The organism is Acidovorax sp. sif0632 (assembly GCF_019218805.1).
Taxonomy (GTDB): Bacteria; Pseudomonadota; Gammaproteobacteria; order Burkholderiales; family Burkholderiaceae_C; genus Acidovorax; species Acidovorax facilis.
The window spans coordinates 1-18,555 of record NZ_JAHUWW010000006.1 but is presented as its reverse complement, the minus strand read 5'-3'; the positions used below and the strand labels follow the sequence as shown (position 1 = coordinate 18,555).

19 protein-coding genes are annotated in these 18,555 nt (G+C 62.9%); 15 read left to right on the top strand and 4 right to left on the bottom strand.

What is annotated here, in order from left to right; genetic code table 11:
• Window positions 1-34: 34 nt before the first annotated feature.
• On the bottom strand, window positions 35-817 hold the full coding sequence (locus KW832_RS18200) for a response regulator transcription factor (protein WP_218301215.1): 783 nt from the start codon (window positions 815-817) through the stop codon (window positions 35-37).
• A gap of 509 nt (window positions 818-1,326) precedes the next feature.
• Here KW832_RS18200 and KW832_RS18195 point away from each other — a divergent pair.
• From KW832_RS18195 to KW832_RS18180, 4 genes are all read left to right on the top strand, one after another.
• Window positions 1,327-1,800: a hypothetical protein gene (locus KW832_RS18195; protein WP_218301177.1), complete on the top strand. Its 474-nt coding sequence runs from the start codon at window positions 1,327-1,329 to the stop codon at window positions 1,798-1,800.
• Between the two features lie 151 nt (window positions 1,801-1,951).
• The gene (locus KW832_RS18190; protein ID WP_218301178.1) at window positions 1,952-2,380 is read left to right on the top strand and encodes a hypothetical protein; all 429 of its coding nucleotides are present in this window, start codon (window positions 1,952-1,954) and stop codon (window positions 2,378-2,380) included.
• Between the two features lie 67 nt (window positions 2,381-2,447).
• Window positions 2,448-4,208 (top strand): DUF4384 domain-containing protein, encoded by a 1,761-nt coding sequence (locus tag KW832_RS18185; RefSeq protein WP_255577829.1) that lies wholly within the window; start codon window positions 2,448-2,450, stop codon window positions 4,206-4,208.
• 35 nt (window positions 4,209-4,243) lie between these two features.
• Complete coding sequence (locus tag KW832_RS18180; RefSeq protein WP_218301179.1) at window positions 4,244-5,509, top strand: SEL1-like repeat protein; 1,266 nt, start codon at window positions 4,244-4,246, stop codon at window positions 5,507-5,509.
• Between the two features lie 59 nt (window positions 5,510-5,568).
• Here the strand turns inward: KW832_RS18180 and KW832_RS18175 are convergent, their stop codons facing one another.
• Together KW832_RS18175 and KW832_RS18170 are read right to left on the bottom strand one after the other, a co-directional pair.
• Window positions 5,569-6,057: an NUDIX hydrolase gene (locus KW832_RS18175; protein ID WP_218301180.1), complete on the bottom strand. Its 489-nt coding sequence runs from the start codon at window positions 6,055-6,057 to the stop codon at window positions 5,569-5,571.
• 125 nt (window positions 6,058-6,182) lie between these two features.
• Entirely contained in the window at window positions 6,183-7,076 is an 894-nt protein-coding gene (locus KW832_RS18170) for a LysR family transcriptional regulator (RefSeq protein ID WP_055396113.1), read from the bottom strand.
• 479 nt (window positions 7,077-7,555) lie between these two features.
• Here KW832_RS18170 and KW832_RS18165 point away from each other — a divergent pair, with 479 nt between their 5' ends.
• From KW832_RS18165 to mmsB, 11 genes are all read left to right on the top strand, one after another.
• Entirely contained in the window at window positions 7,556-8,398 is an 843-nt protein-coding gene (locus KW832_RS18165; RefSeq protein ID WP_199726989.1) for a collagen-like protein, read from the top strand.
• The gene (locus tag KW832_RS18160; protein ID WP_218301181.1) at window positions 8,395-9,246 is read left to right on the top strand and encodes an aspartyl/asparaginyl beta-hydroxylase domain-containing protein; all 852 of its coding nucleotides are present in this window, start codon (window positions 8,395-8,397) and stop codon (window positions 9,244-9,246) included. Before KW832_RS18165 ends, KW832_RS18160 begins: the two co-directional genes overlap by 4 nt.
• The gene (locus KW832_RS18155; protein WP_218301182.1) at window positions 9,234-10,259 is read left to right on the top strand and encodes a sulfotransferase family protein; all 1,026 of its coding nucleotides are present in this window, start codon (window positions 9,234-9,236) and stop codon (window positions 10,257-10,259) included. Before KW832_RS18160 ends, KW832_RS18155 begins: the two co-directional genes overlap by 13 nt.
• Window positions 10,256-11,446 (top strand): ABC transporter substrate-binding protein, encoded by a 1,191-nt coding sequence (locus KW832_RS18150; protein WP_218301183.1) that lies wholly within the window; start codon window positions 10,256-10,258, stop codon window positions 11,444-11,446. The genes KW832_RS18155 and KW832_RS18150 overlap by 4 nt, the downstream gene beginning before the upstream one ends.
• A gap of 11 nt (window positions 11,447-11,457) precedes the next feature.
• Window positions 11,458-12,003 (top strand): phage tail protein, encoded by a 546-nt coding sequence (locus KW832_RS18145; protein WP_218301184.1) that lies wholly within the window; start codon window positions 11,458-11,460, stop codon window positions 12,001-12,003.
• A 278-nt stretch (window positions 12,004-12,281) separates the two neighbouring features.
• Window positions 12,282-13,805, top strand: coding sequence for a CoA-acylating methylmalonate-semialdehyde dehydrogenase (locus KW832_RS18140; RefSeq protein WP_055396084.1), 1,524 nt, complete (start codon window positions 12,282-12,284; stop codon window positions 13,803-13,805).
• A gap of 163 nt (window positions 13,806-13,968) precedes the next feature.
• Window positions 13,969-14,391, top strand: a complete 423-nt coding sequence (locus KW832_RS18135) for a lysozyme inhibitor LprI family protein (RefSeq protein WP_218301185.1) — start codon at window positions 13,969-13,971, stop codon at window positions 14,389-14,391.
• Window positions 14,392-14,433: 42 nt separating this feature from the next.
• Window positions 14,434-15,600, top strand: coding sequence for an acyl-CoA dehydrogenase family protein (locus KW832_RS18130; RefSeq protein WP_218301186.1), 1,167 nt, complete (start codon window positions 14,434-14,436; stop codon window positions 15,598-15,600).
• Between the two features lie 278 nt (window positions 15,601-15,878).
• Window positions 15,879-16,349 (top strand): TfoX/Sxy family protein, encoded by a 471-nt coding sequence (locus tag KW832_RS18125; RefSeq protein WP_218301187.1) that lies wholly within the window; start codon window positions 15,879-15,881, stop codon window positions 16,347-16,349.
• Window positions 16,350-16,379: 30 nt separating this feature from the next.
• Entirely contained in the window at window positions 16,380-16,520 is a 141-nt protein-coding gene (locus tag KW832_RS25940) for a hypothetical protein (RefSeq protein ID WP_218301188.1), read from the top strand.
• Window positions 16,521-16,527: 7 nt separating this feature from the next.
• On the top strand, window positions 16,528-17,487 hold the full coding sequence (mmsB, locus tag KW832_RS18115; RefSeq protein ID WP_370633162.1) for a 3-hydroxyisobutyrate dehydrogenase: 960 nt from the start codon (window positions 16,528-16,530) through the stop codon (window positions 17,485-17,487).
• Between the two features lie 271 nt (window positions 17,488-17,758).
• On the opposite strand, the gene KW832_RS18110 is transcribed toward mmsB, so the two are convergent.
• Window positions 17,759-18,367 carry an SIR2 family protein gene (locus KW832_RS18110; RefSeq protein WP_218301189.1) on the bottom strand — a complete coding sequence of 203 codons (609 nt, stop codon included), beginning with the start codon at window positions 18,365-18,367 and terminating at the stop codon, window positions 17,759-17,761.
• Window positions 18,368-18,555 lie beyond the last annotated feature (188 nt).

Here is an 18,555-nt window from a genome sequence, read left to right as displayed (position 1 = left end):
GCACTTGCGCTGCGGCGCCCTCACAAGACGTGGGCTAGAAAAGCCCCCGCAGCGACGCAAAACGCACCGCCTGGGCACGGGTGCGCACCTGCAGCTTGCGGTAGATGTTGCGCAAGTGGGTGTTGACCGTCATGCTGCTGATGAGCAGGCGCGAACCCACCTCGACACTGGTGTAGCCGCTGGCCACCATGCGAAGGATTTCTTTTTCACGCACGGACAGGCGGTCTGCCTCATCAGGCTGTCGCCGCTTGTTCTCGGCAGAGTTGGTGCGGTCAAACCGTTGCAGCAACCGCCGCGCCAGGTTGGGGGTGATGGAGGCACCACCATTGGCCACCTGTAACACCGCCTGCGAATAGTTGCCGAACCATGAGTTCTTGCCCACATACCCCGTGGCGCCGAGTTCGAAAGCCCGCAGGACCTGCTCATCGTTTTCCATGACCGAGATCACGACAGACTGTGCCGATGGGCGCACGGGCTTCACGTAGTGCAGAAGATCAAAGGCGTCACCGTCGCCCAGGTTCAGGTCCACCAGGAGCACATCGAACTCATGGTTCTTGATGGCCTTGCGCCCCTCGCGGACACTGCCCGCCTGCGCCACCAGCAGGGTGCGGGCATCGGCCATGAGCTCCTGTGCGATCACCCGGCGGATGTGCGGGTCGTCGTCCACCAACAAGACCCGCACCGGGTTGGCCTCCTGCCCCGTGAGAAAGGCGGGCCAGACCGATGGCGGATTGGAATACGTTTCAAACTGGCCCGACGGTAACGATGCAAGGTCGCGCGCACTCTGCGGCAAAAGCAACGCTGATGACATCAACATTTGCGATGGTGTATCGACCTGCCAACTGCTGCTCATGGGTGAACTCCTGCGGACGTGGTGGTGGGCCCCGACGGACTGGGTCTGTCGGTTGACGCATTTGCATGCAACTCTTGCGTTCGCATGCATGTTCTCCAACGCCCTCATGCCCTTCTGTACGGCAGCGTACACAATGCGCCAAATAAGTTACATGGTCCAAATATATTTGGCAATGTTGCCCAAGTAGCAATTGGTTACTACCTGATTTTCTTCGGGCTCCCTCATGTTGCGCGGACTGCCAAGCCTTACTGGTAAAGGCTTTGCGCGGGCCCAAGGGTTGAACAGCTCCGCTGTATGAGGTAGCCCGCTCGGTGTATTCGCACAAATCCCATCGGATCAGACACTGAACCCGACAGCGCCTAACGGCCGCCGGTTCTCAGAAAACCAGGCCCGAAAGCGCCGTCCAACCCCCTCTGCATCGCAGGTTCGCTGCGGTTGCAGCCAGTGTAGAAGTCATCCTTGAAGGATCTGTCATGAAAACCCTTGCTTTCATTACGCTCAGCGTCATCGCCTCCGCCGCCATGGCCACCGGTCCGGTCCCTTCCACTCCGGACATCACCATCACCGGCAATTCCACGCAGTCAGTGTCACTGACATCGGTGTCCGTCAACAACAACTCGACGGGCTCCAAGAGCGAAGCCTTTCAGAACCTCGCCTCCAACACCGGCAACGTCACCATCAGTGGCAACTCGACCCAGACGGTGACGGGCTCTGGCGGGAACGTGACCAACACCGCCAGCGGCAGCGAAGCCTACGCCAGCCAGAACCTGTCCTCCAACGTGGGCGAAGTCACCATCATTGGCAACTCCAGCCAATTCACCTCGATGATCAACTCGTCGGTCAACAACCTCTCCAGCGGCAGCAACAGCAAGGCTGTGCAAAACATTGCCTCCAACAACGCCTGCTTCACCTGCCAGCCCACCAAGACCGCTGGCTGGCCCCACTGAGATCGCCACCAGCATGGCTGGTGAATAGGCCTGCGAAGGCCTGATTCCGGCAGCACATCAGTGCCCGGATGAGTTCGTGCCAGGGGCACACCGGCAAGGCTGCAAAGAGCAGCGCGGGTGGGCCCCTCATTCTCACCATAGGAGGTGTTCCATGAACACACGTTTTCTGGCGCCATGCGCAACCCTGCTGATGGCCTGTGCCCTGATGCCGGGCCTCGCGCGGTCGCAGGCCCCCGGGGAGGACCCGGTCGTCCTGACCAAGAAGCTCTCGGTCCAGATGCAGCCCACAGGGCCAGTGGCAGCCTCGACGGGACTGGACGGCAGCAACACCATGCCATCGTGGCTGCGCGCCCGCATCGCCCGCTACGAAGCCAAGGCCTTCTCGGACGACACCACCGGCGTGCTGACCAACAACGACGTGGTCACCACCGCCAACGCACAGGGCATGCAAAAGACCTGCGTCCAAGAGGTGGGCAGCAACACCGTGTCGGCCAACACCACGGGCTCGGCCAAATACGTCCCCAACCAGGCGCCGCAGGTGGTGGTGCTGCGTGGCGATCTCGTCAATATCTGCAAGTAACAGGCCTGGCGCCAAGCGCCCGGCCGCCAGGAGAGAGAACATGCCGCCCACCCCGTTGAGCCCCGCTATGCCCGCATGCTCTCGCCCCCCACGCCCCCGCACCCCACGCCCCCTGGAGCGCGCGATCCATGGGGTGCTTTGGCTTGCCATCGGGCTCGGACTGGCCGGCTGTTCCACACCCAGGGACCCGCGCAAGGACCAGGAATTTCAGAGCCTCGCTTCCATCACCGACCGCCCTGTGGTGCGCCCTACCCGTTCCATCTCCAGCTTTTCCGACTCGCTGATGTGCATGGACCACATGCTGCGCGACGCACAGCTGCCCACCACACTGATCACCAGCAAGCAGATTCCTGACTACTCCACCCGCGTCACCGTGGCCACCAAGGACATGGTGATCACCGCACTGTCGCAGATGTCGCGCCTGAGCAATGCGTTCCGCTTTGTGGACTATGAGGTAGACATCGCGCGCCAGGACACGGTGCAGAACCTCACCACCATCCTGCTCAACAACAACCAGATGCAGCTGCAGCGGCCCGCGCTGTACCTGTCGGGTGCCATCTCGTTCGTGGACCAGAACGTGATCAACAACCGGTTTGACACCGGGCTCTCCGGCCCTCGCATCGACATGGGCTACAGCCAAAGCCGCAACGCCACCATCATCGGACTGGAGATGCACCTGGGCGACTTTCGCACCCGCACGCTGATACCCGGGCTCGACTCGGCCAACGAAGTCATCATCGGCAACGGCGGCCAAGGCGTTGATCTGGCCGGGCGCATCGGCACCTATGGAGTCCAGTTCAATGTGGGGCGCGACTACACGCAGGGATCGGGCGGCGCCGTGCGGACCCTGGTGGATCTGGCAACCATTGAACTCATTGGCAAATGGGCCCGGGTGCCCTACTGGCAATGCCTGACGCTGGAGCAAAACCATCCCGACTTTCAGCGGCAGCTGCGCGACTGGTTTGACGAAGGCTCGCCCGCCGTGCGCACCCAGCTCATTGCGCGCTCGCTGGTCAGTCGGGGCTACCTCGCCCCCGTCACGCAACCCCTGCCGGACAACGACCCAGCGCTGCGCAGGGCACTGGCGCGCTTTCAGGCCGACAACGGCATGGTGGTGACGGGCGTGGTGGACTTTGTGACCTACGAACGGGCGCTGCGCCACTTTGTCGGCCTATCCGCAGACGGGACCCTGGCCCGCATTGGCTGGGCCAGCACGCACTCAGAACCCGTGCAGCACATCGCAGTCGGGCCCGCCACGCCCGATGCCGCAGTCAACGTGGTGAGCAACAATCCGGGTGCAGCAAAGTACGGAGACCCGCCGCCTGCCCGCAGCATCGATCTGCAGATTGAGAACGTATTGCTGGAGCGCACCGCGTTCGAGGTGGGTGAACAGGTCTTCTTGTCGGCCACGGTGTCGCGCGCCTCCTACCTGCAGTGTTTTCTGGCCGATGCCACCGGCACGGTCATCCGCCTGCTGCCCAACCAGGCCAACACCACCGGCTGGGTGTCCGCCAACCAGGCCATACGCATCCCCGACTGGATGAGCCCAAACCCCGGCTTCATCATGGACGCAGCCAGCCCCGGCACTGAAGGCGTGGCCTGCTTTGCCACCGACGAGGACAGCACGCCTCGCTTGCCCGAAGCGCTGCGCGGCCCGCCGCTCAAGCCCATCCCTAATTACCGGGCGCTGGAGCGCTTGAACGAAGCCTTCGCCACCGCCTGGGGCAGCGAGGGCTACACCGGCAACGCGGTGTACTGGCAGGTCGTTCCGCGCCGGGCCCTGCCCGCTGCAGCCACTGCGCCTGCACAACCCGCCCCGCGCAAGTGAAAGACCACAGGCACAGCACTGTGCGCGCACACGCCATGACCACAACCCCCTCGACCACCACGGCGCGCCCGCAGTCCACGATCAAAGGGCTGCGCACGCCGCACGGCACTTGGCGCGCACTCCACGGCGCTGTGGCGCAGGCCTCGGGTACAGCAGCGTGCCTGGTCTTGGCGGTGGTGACTGCGGCGCCTGTGCTGGCCTCGGTACGTGCGCTTCCCACGCCCGCAGAGACCACCTTCATCGATCGCGCCACCCTGAACGCGACGTCCCCCCAGGTGCCCGGGTCTGACGACCCCATGCAGGAGAAGATGTTGCAAAAACTTCGCAGCGCCGCGCAACGCGACGGGGCACCAACACGCAAGCCGCGCTCCCCCCCTGTCTCCACAGCGCGATCATCCGGCGACCTATCGCCTGCCGATGCGGCGTGGCTCTTGGGGCTTCTGGCGCTGCACGGCCTGGCCATGCCCGCAGACCCGGCGCAGGCCCAGCACTGGTTTGAACGTGCGCAACTGCTCGGCCACCCCTTGGCACCTGCGGGCCTCGCATGGTGCCAGCTCAGCGGCTGCGTGGCAGCACCCAATCCTTCAACCGCCATGCACTGGATTGCGCTGGTGGACCGTACCGATCCAGGGCTTGCCAAATACCTCGAATGGCATGCGGCCAAGGCATTGGCCCCGTTGGCCGAGCCCCGTTCGCCCTCACCAGACCGGTACCCCGGCTCGGTGGCGCCAGCGGCGGCCAACCCACCGCTGCAAAAACTGTTGACGCAAGCCGTGCGTGCAGGCAGTGCGCAGGCCAGCAACGAACTGGGGCTGGAGTTCATCGCCAGCGGCGATATCGAACAGGCGATGGTTCAATTTCAATCAGCGTCTGCAAAGTCTGAGGCCGCTGCCGCCAACGCCAGCCTTCTGGCCCGCCGCTTCCACAACGATCCCGACGCCCGCATCCGATCAGCCCGCTACAGCGCTGCGGACTGGTACGTGGAGGCCCAGCGGTACCACCGAGGCGACGGTGTACCCGCCAACTACACCGAGGCTGTGCGCCTGTACCAGGTGGCGGCCAGCAGCGGCGACCCGCAGGCCCGCAAGATGCTAGAGCTGATTTTCTCAAGGCCTTTGCAAGGCGGCACCATCGACGTCACATGGATGCAGCAGCTTGCCGGTCTCCACATGGGCGTCAACGGCTCGTCCGCCAGCGCGCGCCCCTCGGCGCCACCCAATGGCTGGCAGCGGGAGCCAAGTCCCTTGTATGACCTGGTGCCACTGCAGTGGCGAACGACTGGGCTCTATCCACGCCGCTGAACCGGCCCTCGCTCCCCCAAGTTCCCACTGGTGCAGGCAAGGGCAACCAAGTGAGTCCTCTATGCGGGCGAAGTAGCCGGTATGGAGGGCAGAGGCTCCTCCCGGTGCACAAGGTGAGCCACGCCCCTTGAGCCACACGCCAGGAGTTCACGCAAATAGCTGCGCAGGATGGTCGGGCGGATGTCCATGTGCGCCAGGTCATCGCTGGAAAACCAAGCAAACACCAGCCTGCGCCCTCCTTCCACTCCTTCATACGGTCCCTCCCCGTTTGCCAAGGGGCCATCCTGCAGCGGGCTGGCATGCAGGCACAGTCCAATTTCATGGTGCAGCTGGCCTGCATGAAGGAAGAAGTTCTCCACCACGCAAGACAGCGCCCCCGGTTCCACCGCCTGCCCCAGCTCTTCCTGTAACTCACGCACCAGCGCCTGCGCTGCAGTCTCTCCTGGCTCAATACCACCCCCCGGTAACGCCCAGAAGGGGTCACCTTGCGCGCAGTGCAGCAGCACCCGGCCCTGTTGGGTGATAAGCGCTGCCACACGCTGACGCACGCGTGGGACAGGTGCAGACGGATTTGAGAGCTTGGTTGTCACATGCCAAAAGGATTGCAGGCAAAAGTGCCGGAGGCGCAAATAATTCAGGCGGCACAAGCTATCAATACTATAGCTATTTAGACCTAGGCAGAAGGCATCAACAGCCCCTGCTGCGTAGCCACGGTTTCGCGCAAAAAAGCCCAGGTGGCCTGCATGCGCGCAACGTGTTTGTTCTCTGCTGGCATCGACATCCAGAACGTACGCTGAAACCGCGCCACGCCGGGCAACACCGAGACCAACGACGGGTCTTGTGCAGCCACAAACGCAGGCAGCACCGCCAGCCCGGCGCCCACGCGCGCGGCCTCGTACTGGGCCAGGATGCTGGTGCTGCGCAGCGCAAAGTGCGCCGGGCGGTGCAGCTCGTCCAGGATCTGCAGCTCTTTGCTGAACAGCAGGTCATCCACATAGCTGATGAAGGTGTGGCCGCGCAAATCATCCGCCGTATGGATGGGCGCATGACCCGCCAAGTAGTTGCGCGCACCGTACAGCTGCAGCACATAGTCAGTGAGTTTGACCACCAGCACCGCCCCACGCGCCGGGCGCTCCAGCGAGATCACGATGTCCGCCTCGCGCCGCGACAGGTGCACCAGCCGGGGCAGCGCCAGCAGGTCCACCACCAGGCCCGGGTGGCCCAGCGCAAAGCGGGCCAGTTGGGGCGCCAGGATCAAATTGCCAAAACCTTCGGTGGTGCCAATGCGCACCAGGCCGTGCAGGCCCTGGCGCACACCCGGGGCCGCGCTCTCGACCGCGAGAAAGGCCGTCTCCATCGCCTCCACCTTGGGCATCAGCTGCCGCCCGGCCTCGGTCAGCCGGTGGCCGCCTGCTTCACGGGCAAACAGGGCCGAGCCGACCTGCTTTTCCAGCGCCTGCAACCGGCGCGACACAGTGGTGTGCTCCACCCCAAGGCGGCGGGCGGCGCCTGCCAGCGTGCCAGCGCGCGCCAGCTCCAGAAAATAGCGGAAATGGTCCCAATCCATGGCCCGATTGTGGCGCTCCGCGCAGAGATGGAGGAAGAACACCCGGCCCAGCGCCGCCGAAATCAGCCCGGTCCGGCCCACCAAGACCCACTGGATAGGTACGTCATGTCGCCACGTATCGTTTGATACATGTAATTTAACAATTTACACAGTATGCTTTCTATTGCACACTCCGCCCGCGCTGAAACCTGCACACAGAACAGGGCAGCGCACCGCAACCAGAGCCAAACGGGTCTACACACCCGCCATGGCGGCCAGCAACAGTTCAGCGCAAGGGAGAAAAGATGAACGCATTCGCGCAGCCTCCGGGGCTGTCTGCCGGCATGCCCATGCCGTGCAACGGGTCCCACCGGCTCCCGCCCCTGTCCAGGGCGTTCACCTTCGCGGCCACGGGCCATTTGTCACCCCTCCCATCTTTTCGCACCACGGGGCCTGTCCTGCCCTGCTTTGCCCACCCGCATCCTTAGCCCTCAACCTCTATGAAACGCACCACTTTTCCCTATAAGTCGCTTTGGGCTGGTCCAGCCTGCCTGGCACTGGCCACTGTGTCCGTCCACGCTGCGGATATAAGTTTCACGCCCCCGGCAGGTGGTGGATTCGTGGTCAAGGGGCCGGGCAATACCGAGCGCCTGCGCGTACAAGACTCTGGCGAAGTGCGGGTTCCCAGTCTCTCGGGAACGGCCAACACCAATGCCAATGTGCTGTGTTTTGACGGCCCGACCGGGCGTCTGGGCCAATGTGCTCCCGGGGTCACCACCGGAGCGACAGGCGCCACCGGTGCAACAGGAGCAACAGGCCCGGCGGGCCTGACAGGGGCTACAGGCGCCACCGGCCCGGCCGGTGCCACCGGCGCCACGGGCAGCGCAGGTCCAACGGGTGCCACGGGCTCGGCCGGTGCTACAGGCGCTACCGGACCAGCGGGAACACCCGGCGCCCAGGGAACAGCAGGCCTCACCGGCGCCACGGGTGCCACCGGCTCGGTGGGCCCGGCAGGTGCCACAGGGGCCACCGGCCCCCAGGGTCCTGCAGGCAGCAACGCGATCACTGTCAATATTCGGCCAGCCACTGGCACAGGCACGGCAGACAGCTGCGCTGTGACCTCCTGCTGCAATGCGGGCGAGAAAGTCATCGGCGGCGGGTACGAAGGGGCCAGTGGCGCTGGGGGGATTGAAGCAGACGGTGTATATGTGGCGGCCAACCGCCCCGTCGAAGGCGGTGCTTGTGCGGCCGGGGTGCAGGGCTGGTCAGTCCGCCTGCTCAACTCCTACCGCGTTCCCGCTTTGACGACCGCCTGCAGTGCTTACGCCATCTGCACGCAATGACGTCTGCGGAATCATCGCTTGCTGAACTGCCACCACGGGGCCTGTGGGTGCAGGGCGCGCAGACAGCTCGGCTGCCCTGGCGGTTTGACACCCCCGCCGCCCTGGCAGAGGTGAATGCGCTGCCGGCCTCCCTCTGGCGCACCCATTTCAATGAAGGCCGCCATGACGGGGGATGGCAGGCGTTGGCGCTGCGTTCTGCGCCCGAGGCACCTATCGATGTCGTTCCCGTGGATGTGGCTGCCTCGCGCTATGCCGACACACCGGCCCTGGACCAATGCCCCACTCTGCGCGCCATGCTGGACACCATGGCATTGCCATGGAAGTCCGTGCGGCTGATGCAATTGCTGCCGGGCTGCGAGATCAAGGAGCACACCGACGCCGACCTGTGTGTGGGGCGCGGTGAGGCTCGCCTGCATGTGCCGCTACAAACCGGCGAACGGGTGTTCTTCCATGTGGATGGAGAGCGCATTCCGCTGCGCGCTGGCGAATGCTGGTATGTGGATGTGTCGCGCCCGCACCGGGTGCGCAACCGTGGAACCCTGAGCCGAGTCCACCTGGTGGCCGACACCTCGGTGGACATGCGCTTGGTCGATGCCCTGCGCGCGAGCGACTGCGGTGACCCCCTGCCCGACGCGGATGACCCGTGGCGCCAGTTCATCCAGTTCCGCGACCTGGTGGGCACCAACGCTGACTATGCAGAGCGACTCAGCACCATCACCAACCTGGCCGACTTCGTGCGTGAGTCGGTGCACATGGGGCAGGCCGCGGGCTTTCAATTTGACGCATCGGACGTGGAGTCGGCCATGAAGGCCGGGCGCCGCGCATGGACTGAGCAATGGGTACTGTGAACTTCAGCGGCTGGCGACCCATTCGCTTTTACATCGCACAGGGCCAGGTGATGGTGGACTGGGCTCGCCTGCTGGACGCGCCGCTGCGTGAACCGTTTTTCCAGCATGGCATCCAGAATCAGCTGAGGCACCCCTTCCACCTGGCGTTTCGGCGCCAGACGCCGCTTCACGACCTGCTAGCCTGGCATGAGCGATCCCCAGGTCTCGATCCTTCGCTCGTCATCTTCCATGTGTCGCGCTGCGGGTCCACCCTGATCACACAGACGCTGGCAGAAAGCCCCCACCACCTGCAACTGTCTGAGCCTGGCCCCGTGGACTTCCTGGTAAGACAGGCGCTGGCCAGTGAGCTGATCGACGAAGCCCAGGTGGTCCGTGCGTTGCGCGCGTGGACCAGCGCCTGGGCGCAACGCTGCGACAGCACCAGCCCGCCGCTGCAAACCATGAGCCTCAAGCAGGACGCCTGGAACACCGACAAGGCACCGCTGTTTGCAAAAGCCTGGCCTGATGCGCCTTGGGTTTTCCTCACCCGCGAGCCGCTCGCGGTGCTGGTGTCCCAGATGCGCGAGCGTGCGTTTTTTATGATCCCGGGCGCGCTGGGCCTGAACTTTGGTGGGGTCAACCCTGGCGAAATGCCCGCCATGTCTGCTGAGCTGCACTGCGCCCAGGTGCTTGGCAGTATCTACGCAGCCATGGCGCAGCAGTTCGACCCCACACGCGCGCTGTTGCTCGACTACGCCCAACTGCCCGATGCCATCGAAACGCAGGTGCTCCCCCACATGCGCTGGCAGGTCTCGCAAGAGGATCGCGAAAGAATGCGCGAGCGCGCCACACGGCACGGCAAGCAACCCCACGAAGTCTTTGAACCAGATACACAAACCAAACACAGCATGGCAAGCGACCTTCTCCAATCCTTGACTGCGCAGTGGATCGCACCTCACTACGAGAGGCTCCACGCCAAGCGGCGCAGCCACCCTGCGGCAGTTACCACCCAGTCTGAGGAAGCACTGCAATGATCGCGGCACTGCATCGACGTCATTTTCTGGCCACCGGCGGGGCTGCAGCGGCCACCGGCGTTCAGGCTTCCACCCCCTTCCTGAACTCCCTGGGCACAGCAAACCCACGCTGGCGCATCTTGGCCATCGCCCCCAGCTCTGCAAAACTGCCGGAGCTGACCCGTGACTACCAGCAAGGTGTGGAGTTGGGGCTGGCCCAGGCCGGAGCCTCGTCCCAAGTCGCCCTGACCTGGCTGACTGCAGGCTTGCTGCCATCAGCGCCTGCCAAGGCAGTGGGTGCGGCGCTTCAAGCCAGGCCGTTTGACGCGGTGATGGGATGGATGCCTCCCGCGCTGGCAAACAAGGTGTCGCCCTTGACAGAGTCGGCAGGCGTGCCACTGTGGATCAGCGACACGGGCGCAGACATGGTTTCGCAGTCTGATACCCACCCGCTGACGGTTCGCCACAGCCTGGAACTTTGTGCCATGGCCACAGCCCTCGCCGACCGGGTGTACGCGCAATGCGGCCCGCGCGCCTTTCTCAGCATGGGGCGGCACGAGTCGGGTTTTGACTTCCTGCAGTCTTTTCAGCAGCGCTGGCAGGCGCTGGGTGGGCAGATTGTGGGCCGCCGCATAGCCGACATGCCGGGCAACGCCTCCGAATTTGGGGGCCTGAAGCAGTCCATCATGTCGCACCAGCCCGACGCAGTGGTTGCACTGTATTCGGGCTCCCAGTCGCAGCGCTTTGCCCAATGGTGGCAAAAGCACTCTGCAGCGCTGCGCACCAATCTGGCGGGCTTGCCGTGGCTGTCTGAACACAACCCAGGTGTACATGCACACACGATTGCGACCTGGCCCCAGGCCGAATCGGCCGACGCAGGCTGGAAGGCCCGCTTGGCCCAAGCGGGCCTGGGCTGGACGGCCGCTGCACTGCTAGGCGCCGAGGCGGGCGCTACTCTGGGAACAGCCCTGGTCACTGCCCCCCTAGGCACCCACATGCGCGACCTTTGGGCCGACCTGCACCACACCCCCCTTGTAGGCCCCCGCGGGGAGCGCCAATGGGTGAATGCAGGCACCGACAGCGCAGGCCCCCTGTGGGAAAACACCTTCCTGGGCGTCAGCGCCCGACGACAACACCCTACCTCACACCCCACACCAGCAGCAGCCGTTGCACAACGCGGCTGGACCACTGGCTATCTTTTGACTTAAGGAGTACACCTATGTCCAATCCGTTTATCGGTGAAATACGAATGTTCGGAGGCACCTTTGCCCCCAACGGCTGGGCGTTTTGCAATGGCCAGATTCTCTCCATTGCCCAAAACACTGCATTGTTTTCCCTGCTTGGCACCACCTATGGCGGCAACGGATCAACCACCTTTGCTTTGCCCGATCTGCGAGGTCGAGTTCCCATGGGCCAAGGTTCGGGTCCGGGGCTTTCATTTCGCAGCTTGGGTGAGGTTAGCGGCGCTGAAAATGTCACGTTGCTCTCCACAAATTTACCGGCACACACGCACACCGTGTCTCTCTCTTCACCCGCAACAACCACGCTTGGCACGCTCATGGAACCCGGTCCAGGTAACGTACCGGCAGCGTCCAACCAGCGCAATGCGCAGTACGCGCCCAGTGCCAGCGCCAATACGCAACTTCCGGTGAGCAATGGCAACACCGGAAGCGCTGGAAACAACTCGCCCGTTTCCGTGATGCAACCCTCTCTCGCTGTGAGCTTCATCATCGCCTTGGAAGGCATTTTTCCCTCTAGAAATTGAATGCACCGCGCTGCAGCATCAGAAACAGGGGCAGGCCGCAAGGCCTGCCCCTTTTTTTTCTGAAGGCGGGCCCTACCGCCGATTGAGCGAAACGCGGACCCCCAGGGCTTCCCAGCATCCGGAGGCCCATGAGCTGAAGGGCGAAGGTGCAAGGCAAGCAATGTGCGTAGAAGCACATCCAAATTGCAATTTGACGCATTGCAATTACATATTTGCACGCATACCATGCACAGGTTGGCCCCTTTGCAGGCCCTTCACCACACCCCGGAGACAAACCCATGAACGCACCCACCAACGTGGCCGCACTGGCCCCCACCGTCAAGCTGCTGATCGGCGGCCAGTTCGTCGAATCCAAGACCACTGAATGGCGCGACGTAGTCAACCCCGCCACGCAAGAGGTGCTGGCCCGCGTGCCGTTTGCCACCGCTGAAGAAATCGACGCCGCCGTGGCCTCGGCCAAGGAAGCGTTCAAGACCTGGAAGAAGACGCCAATCGGCACCCGCGCCCGCATCTTCCTCAAGTACCAACAGCTCATCCGCGAAAACATGGCCGAGCTGGCCGCGATCCTGACGGCAGAACAAGGCAAGACCTTGCCGGACGCCGAAGGTGACGTGTTCCGTGGCCTCGAAGTGGTCGAACACGCCGCCAGCATCGGCAACCTGCAGCTGGGCGAGCTGGCCAACAACGTGGCCGGTGGTGTCGATACCTACACCCTGCTGCAACCACTGGGCGTGTGCGCAGGCATTACCCCCTTCAACTTCCCGGCCATGATCCCGCTGTGGATGTTCCCCATGGCGATTGCCACGGGCAACACCTTTGTGCTGAAGCCCTCCGAGCAAGACCCCATGGTGACCATGCGCCTGGTGGAGCTGGCGCTCGAAGCAGGCATTCCACCCGGCGTGCTCAACGTGATCCACGGCGGCGAAATGGCCGTGAACGCGATCTGCGACCACAAGGACATCAAGGCCGTGTCGTTCGTGGGCTCCACCAAGGTGGGCACCCATGTGTACAACCGCGCCACCCTGGCCGGCAAGCGCGCGCAATGCATGATGGGCGCCAAGAACCACGCCATCATCCTGCCCGACGCGAACAAGGAGCAAACGCTCAACGCGATTGCCGGTGCCTCGTTTGGCGCCGCTGGCCAGCGCTGCATGGCCCTGCCCGTGGTGGTGCTGGTGGGCGAGGCACAAAAGTGGATTCCCGAGCTGGTGGCCAAGGCCAAGACGCTCAAGGTCAACGGCGGCACCGAAAAGGGCACCGATGTGGGCCCACTGGTGTCCTGCGCCGCCCTCGCCCGCGTGGAAGGCCTGATCGAGCGCGGCATTGCCGACGGCGCCACGCTGGAGCTCGATGGCCGCAAGCCCGTGGTGCCCGGCTATGAAAAGGGCAACTTTGTGGGCCCGACGATCTTCTCGAACGTGAAGCCCGGCATGGCCATCTACGACCAGGAAATCTTTGGCCCCGTGCTGGCCTTGGTGCCCGCCGCCGACATCGACGAAGCCATCGAGTTCATCAACGCCAACCCCAACGGCAATGGCACTGCCATCTTCACCCAGTCGGGTGCGGCAGCGCGCAAGTTCCAAGAAGAGATCGACGTGGGCCAGGTCGGCATCAACGTGCCAATCCCCGTGCCAGTGCCACTGTTCTCGTTCACCGGCTCGCGCGCTTCCAAGCTGGGTGACTTGGGTCCATACGGCAAGCAGGTCGTGATGTTCTACACGCAGACCAAGACGGTAACGGCCCGCTGGTTTGATGACAGCACGGTGAGCCAGGGTGTCAACACCACAATTAGCCTGAAATAACCCCCTGAGCGGCTGCGCCGCTTCCCCCTTTCTCTGCATCGCTGCGCGATGCGGAAGGGGGACGCCACCCGTGCCTGAACCGTGAGATGGCGGCCCTTGCACGGTGGCGTTGGCATTGGGTCGCGCCGGTTTTGACTGCATTGGTCGGTGGTAAAAGCAGGACATGCAAATTTTCAAACTGAAGAATTGGGTGTCAGCGGTGGCCGTAACTGCAACCGCCGGGGGTGCGTTGTTGCTGAGCCCGGGTGTTTTCGCCCAGGCAGGCGCCGCGTGCCGCGACGCCGGTAGCCTGGAAGAGACCAACGCGTGCGCAGTCAAGGCCTACCAGGTCGCGGACACGCAGATCGCCATCCTCTACGGTGATGTGATGCGCGCCCTGTCGGCCCATGAACGCCCCCAGCTGCGCCAGGAGCACACCAATTGGCAGCGCGACCGCATCACGCGCTGCAAGCAGGCCACACGCGCCAGTGAGTCAGAACCCGAGTGGCCGCGCCTGTACCACGACTGCCTCACCGCAGAGACCGAGAACCGCCGCAGAGGCCTGATGCGCTGGCTGACGCTGGACCATCCGTCTGCCAAGCCTTAAAAACTCCACCCCAGAACAACAAGAACCAACGAGACAAGCAGCATGGACTTTGAACTCACCGAAGAACAACGCGCCTTTGCCCAGACGGCCCGCGACTTTGCACAAGCTGAGTTCGCACCCCACGCCGCGCACTGGGACGAGGAAGGCATCTTCCCGCGCGAGGCGATTGCCAAGGCGGGCGAGCTGGGCTTTTGTGGCCTGTACGCGCCCGAAGCCGCCGGTGGCCTCGCCCTGCCCCGGCTGGATGCCACGCTGGTCTTTGAAGAAATGGCGGCTGTGGACCCCAGCACCACCGCCTTCATCACCATCCACAATATGGCCACCTGGATGCTGGGCACCTGGGCCACGCCTGCCGTGCGCGACCACTGGGGCCCGCTGCTCACCACTGGCGAAAAGCTCGCCTCCTACTGCCTCACCGAGCCCGGCGCTGGCTCCGACGCCGCCTCGCTCAAGACCCGCGCCGAGCTGGTCGGCAACGAATACGTCATCAACGGCGCCAAGGCCTTCATCAGCGGCGCGGGCAGCACCGACGTGCTGGTGCTCATGGCCCGCACCGGCGATGCGCAATCGGGCGCCAGCGGCATCAGCGCCTTTGCCGTGCCTGCCGACACACCCGGCATCAGCTACGGCAAGAAGGAACAGAAGATGGGCTGGAACAGCCAGCCCACACGCACCATCAGTTTTGACAACGTGCGTATCCCTGCCGAAAACCTGCTGGGCCGCGAAGGCGAAGGCTTCAAGATCGCCATGAAGGGCCTGGACGGTGGCCGCATCAACATCGCTACCTGCTCGGTGGGCGCGGCACAAGGCGCGCTCAACGCCGCGCAGCAGTACATGCAAGACCGCAAGCAGTTCGGCAAACCCATCGCCAGCTTCCAGGCTCTGCAGTTCAAGCTGGCCGACATGGCGACGGAACTCGTCGCCGCCCGCCAGATGGTGCGCCTGGCCGCAGCCAAGCTCGACGCCGGAGCGCGCGACGCCTCCACCTACTGCGCCATGGCCAAGCGCTTTGCCACCGACGCAGGCTTTACCGTGATCAACGACGCCCTGCAACTGCACGGCGGCTACGGCTACATCCGCGAATACCCGCTAGAGCGCCTGCTGCGCGACGCCCGCGTGCACCAGATCCTGGAAGGCACCAACGAAATCATGCGCGTCATCATTGCGCGGCGCATGCTGGATGGGGATGCGACGGAGGTGATTCGCTGAGCGTTTACTCCTGTTTTCATAGCTACCAGCGCTTATCCAATGCGCGGAAACGGCCAATTTTCCTCATGAAGCACCTCTCTCAGACAGGAACACCAGCCCACGCACCCGCAGCAGCGCCGGGGGCTACCCCCTCTCCCCTCGCGGGAGAGGGTTGGGGAGAGGGGGCTGCACCCGCGCCACGCCGGTTTCACCCCTCTCCCCAGCCCTCTCCCACACGGGGAGAGGGAGCGACAGCCCTCTGAGCCAGCTATCTAGCCGCGCCATTTGAACCAGCCACCATGCCCGCCCGCCCCCTCTCCGACGAAACCCTGCACCTGATCGACGCCATCCGCACGGCGCTCGCGCATCGCAGCGACGTGGAAGAGCGGCCGCTGTTCGGCACCTATGCATTCTTTGTGGACGGCAAGGTGTGCATCGCCGTCAAGGGCGAAGACCTGCTGGTGCGCCTGCCACCGGACCGCCACGGCGCATTGCAGGAGATGCAGAACACCCGCGAACTCTCGCCCGGCGGCGGCATGCAGGGCTACTTTTGGGTGGAGCCCAACGGCTACGCCACCCGCGCGCAGTGGAACTACTGGGTTCAGGAAGCCCTGGCCTACAACCCACTGGCCAAGGCATCCCCGCGCAAGAAGAAGACAACAAGCGCCCCGGCTGCGGCTAAGAAAGCGGCCACCCGCACCAGCGCCAGCGCAAAGCCGAAAAAAAAGGCCCCCGTCAAAAAACACAGCATCTTCGAAGCCGACGACTGACCCGCCTCGCCGCCCCCAAGGCCCACCGCCATGCACCTCCACATCGACACCATGCGCCACTGCCCACCGCCTGGCAGCCCCCGGCCCAGGCACGCCAGCCAGAAGGACAACATCAGCCCCGAAATTTCAAGCTTTTTTAGCCCTTTCCGCGCGATGGACAAGCGCTTCTAGCTATCAAATTCATAACAAACCTGCACCTATTCCCATTCCCTTTCCTTTTCACCATCACAACGACATCCAGGAGCAACACACCATGAAAATCGCATTCATCGGCCTCGGCAACATGGGCGGCCCCATGGCACACAACCTGCACAAGGCAGGCCACGAAGTGCGCGCGTTCGACCTCTCCCAGCCCGCCCGCGACAAGCTGGCCGCAGACGGCGTGCCCATCGCCACCGACGCCAAGGCGGCTGTCGCAGGCGCCGAAGTCGTCATCAGCATGCTGCCCGCCAGCCAGCATGTGGAAGGCCTGTTCCTCGGCGCGGGCGAGCTGCTGGCCCAGCTGCCTGCCGGCACGCTGATCATCGACTGCTCCACCATCGCCGCCGCCACCTCCCGCAAGGTGGCCGAAGCCGCCAAGGCCAAGGGCGTGGCCTTTATCGACGCCCCCGTGTCGGGCGGGACCGGCGGTGCCATTGCGGGCACGCTGACCTTCATGGTGGGCGGCGACGCCGCCGACCTGGAACGCGCCCGCCCCGTGCTCGAAAAAATGGGCGCCAACATCTTCCACGCAGGCAGCGTGGGCGCGGGCCAAACGGCCAAGATCTGCAACAACATGCTGCTCGGCATTCTGATGGCCGGCACCAGCGAGGCCATTGCCCTGGGCGTAGCCAACGGCCTGGACCCCAAGGTACTCAGCGAAATCATGCGCCGCAGCTCGGGCGGCAACTGGGCGCTGGAGAAGTACAACCCCTTCCCCGGCGTGATGGAAACCGCGCCTGCGAGCAAGGGTTACGCGGGTGGCTTTGGCACGGACCTGATGCTCAAGGACCTGGGCCTGGCGCAAGAGAACGCGATGGCGGTGAAGGCTGCCACGCCGCTGGGTGGCATGGCGCGCAATCTGTATGCGGCGCACAGCTTGGCGGGGCATGGGGCGCTGGATTTTTCCAGCATTATTAAGATGGTGCAGAAGGGGTGATTGAGCACTCTTTCACTAAAAAAACGCCAGCGTCTGCTGGCGTTTTTTCTTGGGGTGACCGGGAGGAAGAAACTACTCACACAACGCGTGGGCGACACTTGTATTTGATGGTATTCCGGCATCAACGATATAGACGCGCAAAACCGGTTCAATTGGCGTAGCATGCATTTACCGACTATCTTTCCGTCGTGTGCCGTGAAATACCCAAGTTAATATGGCGAAAATTGAGCATTTTTTCCGCATTAAACTGGCAGTTAGATTCTTTGCTAAATTATTGACGCACAACCTCTTCAATAAATTGCGGAATTTCATCATAGTTTTCATACCAAATAACGCTCACACCTAATTCTTTCATCAGTTGCTCGTTTAAAGTGTGGTGGCCATCGAGGAATTTGTCAGCAAGTGGGAGGTCATTTACCACTGGCTCCGACATGCCGTCTTTGCGCTCAAAACAAAAATTTTCTCTTGTCAATCGCTTCATGAATGCATAGTGTTTGCTGCGCTCAATATTCTTAGCTGACAAGTCAAGAAGTCGTCGCAAATTAGGGTCGGCCATTGATAGTCCCACCATTAGACAATTATTCTCACGCAAGCTATTTAATTGCACAAGGTTTGACCAATGATATGAGTCAGAATAAATACGATGATAGCCCTCCTCCGAGAAAACTAGTGTTGATTTATCAAGTCGATCGTATTTTTTTCTATCCTCTGGCAAAAATCCGTGAACGTGGTAAACGGGGAGCTCATCTGGATCATATGTTTCTGTATCCGAATAAATACAGCGGCAGAGAATTCTGTTCTTTTCCAGTTGTCGTTCGAGGAGGTCGTCAAAATTGTATGTAATAACAGATTTAACTTTTGCCCCGGTTCGTCGTGGCATACACATTTCCACAATTGATTTTATTAATCGAGAATCCAAATCAAAGCTTTTGTTTCGTAGCTGTCGCATCCCGGACGATTGCATAGACTCCAAACGCTATCCACTCTTCATGGCGCGAGCGGTTCTAAAGGAGTTGATAGAGTCCTTGCAATCCACCCGGGGAGTGAAGCCATGTTGATAGCCCTGCA

What these genes read in the sequence shown, in the direction of transcription:
- KW832_RS18165 (WP_199726989.1), top strand. Translation starts at nt 7,556, where the DNA reads ATGAAACGCACCACTTTTCCCTATAAGTCGCTTTGGGCTGGTCCAGCC.
- KW832_RS18190 (WP_218301178.1), top strand. Translation starts at nt 1,952, where the DNA reads ATGAACACACGTTTTCTGGCGCCATGCGCAACCCTGCTGATGGCCTGT.
- KW832_RS18110 (WP_218301189.1), bottom strand. Translation starts at nt 18,367, where the DNA reads ATGCCACGACGAACCGGGGCAAAAGTTAAATCTGTTATTACATACAAT.
- KW832_RS18185 (WP_255577829.1), top strand. Translation starts at nt 2,448, where the DNA reads ATGCCCGCATGCTCTCGCCCCCCACGCCCCCGCACCCCACGCCCCCTG.
- KW832_RS18200 (WP_218301215.1), bottom strand. Translation starts at nt 817, where the DNA reads ATGTTGATGTCATCAGCGTTGCTTTTGCCGCAGAGTGCGCGCGACCTT.
- KW832_RS18130 (WP_218301186.1), top strand. Translation starts at nt 14,434, where the DNA reads ATGGACTTTGAACTCACCGAAGAACAACGCGCCTTTGCCCAGACGGCC.
- KW832_RS18135 (WP_218301185.1), top strand. Translation starts at nt 13,969, where the DNA reads ATGCAAATTTTCAAACTGAAGAATTGGGTGTCAGCGGTGGCCGTAACT.
- KW832_RS18150 (WP_218301183.1), top strand. Translation starts at nt 10,256, where the DNA reads ATGATCGCGGCACTGCATCGACGTCATTTTCTGGCCACCGGCGGGGCT.
- KW832_RS18125 (WP_218301187.1), top strand. Translation starts at nt 15,879, where the DNA reads ATGCCCGCCCGCCCCCTCTCCGACGAAACCCTGCACCTGATCGACGCC.
- KW832_RS18170 (WP_055396113.1), bottom strand. Translation starts at nt 7,076, where the DNA reads ATGGATTGGGACCATTTCCGCTATTTTCTGGAGCTGGCGCGCGCTGGC.
- KW832_RS18145 (WP_218301184.1), top strand. Translation starts at nt 11,458, where the DNA reads ATGTCCAATCCGTTTATCGGTGAAATACGAATGTTCGGAGGCACCTTT.
- KW832_RS25940 (WP_218301188.1), top strand. Translation starts at nt 16,380, where the DNA reads ATGCACCTCCACATCGACACCATGCGCCACTGCCCACCGCCTGGCAGC.
- KW832_RS18160 (WP_218301181.1), top strand. Translation starts at nt 8,395, where the DNA reads ATGACGTCTGCGGAATCATCGCTTGCTGAACTGCCACCACGGGGCCTG.
- KW832_RS18140 (WP_055396084.1), top strand. Translation starts at nt 12,282, where the DNA reads ATGAACGCACCCACCAACGTGGCCGCACTGGCCCCCACCGTCAAGCTG.
- KW832_RS18180 (WP_218301179.1), top strand. Translation starts at nt 4,244, where the DNA reads ATGACCACAACCCCCTCGACCACCACGGCGCGCCCGCAGTCCACGATC.
- KW832_RS18195 (WP_218301177.1), top strand. Translation starts at nt 1,327, where the DNA reads ATGAAAACCCTTGCTTTCATTACGCTCAGCGTCATCGCCTCCGCCGCC.
- KW832_RS18155 (WP_218301182.1), top strand. Translation starts at nt 9,234, where the DNA reads ATGGGTACTGTGAACTTCAGCGGCTGGCGACCCATTCGCTTTTACATC.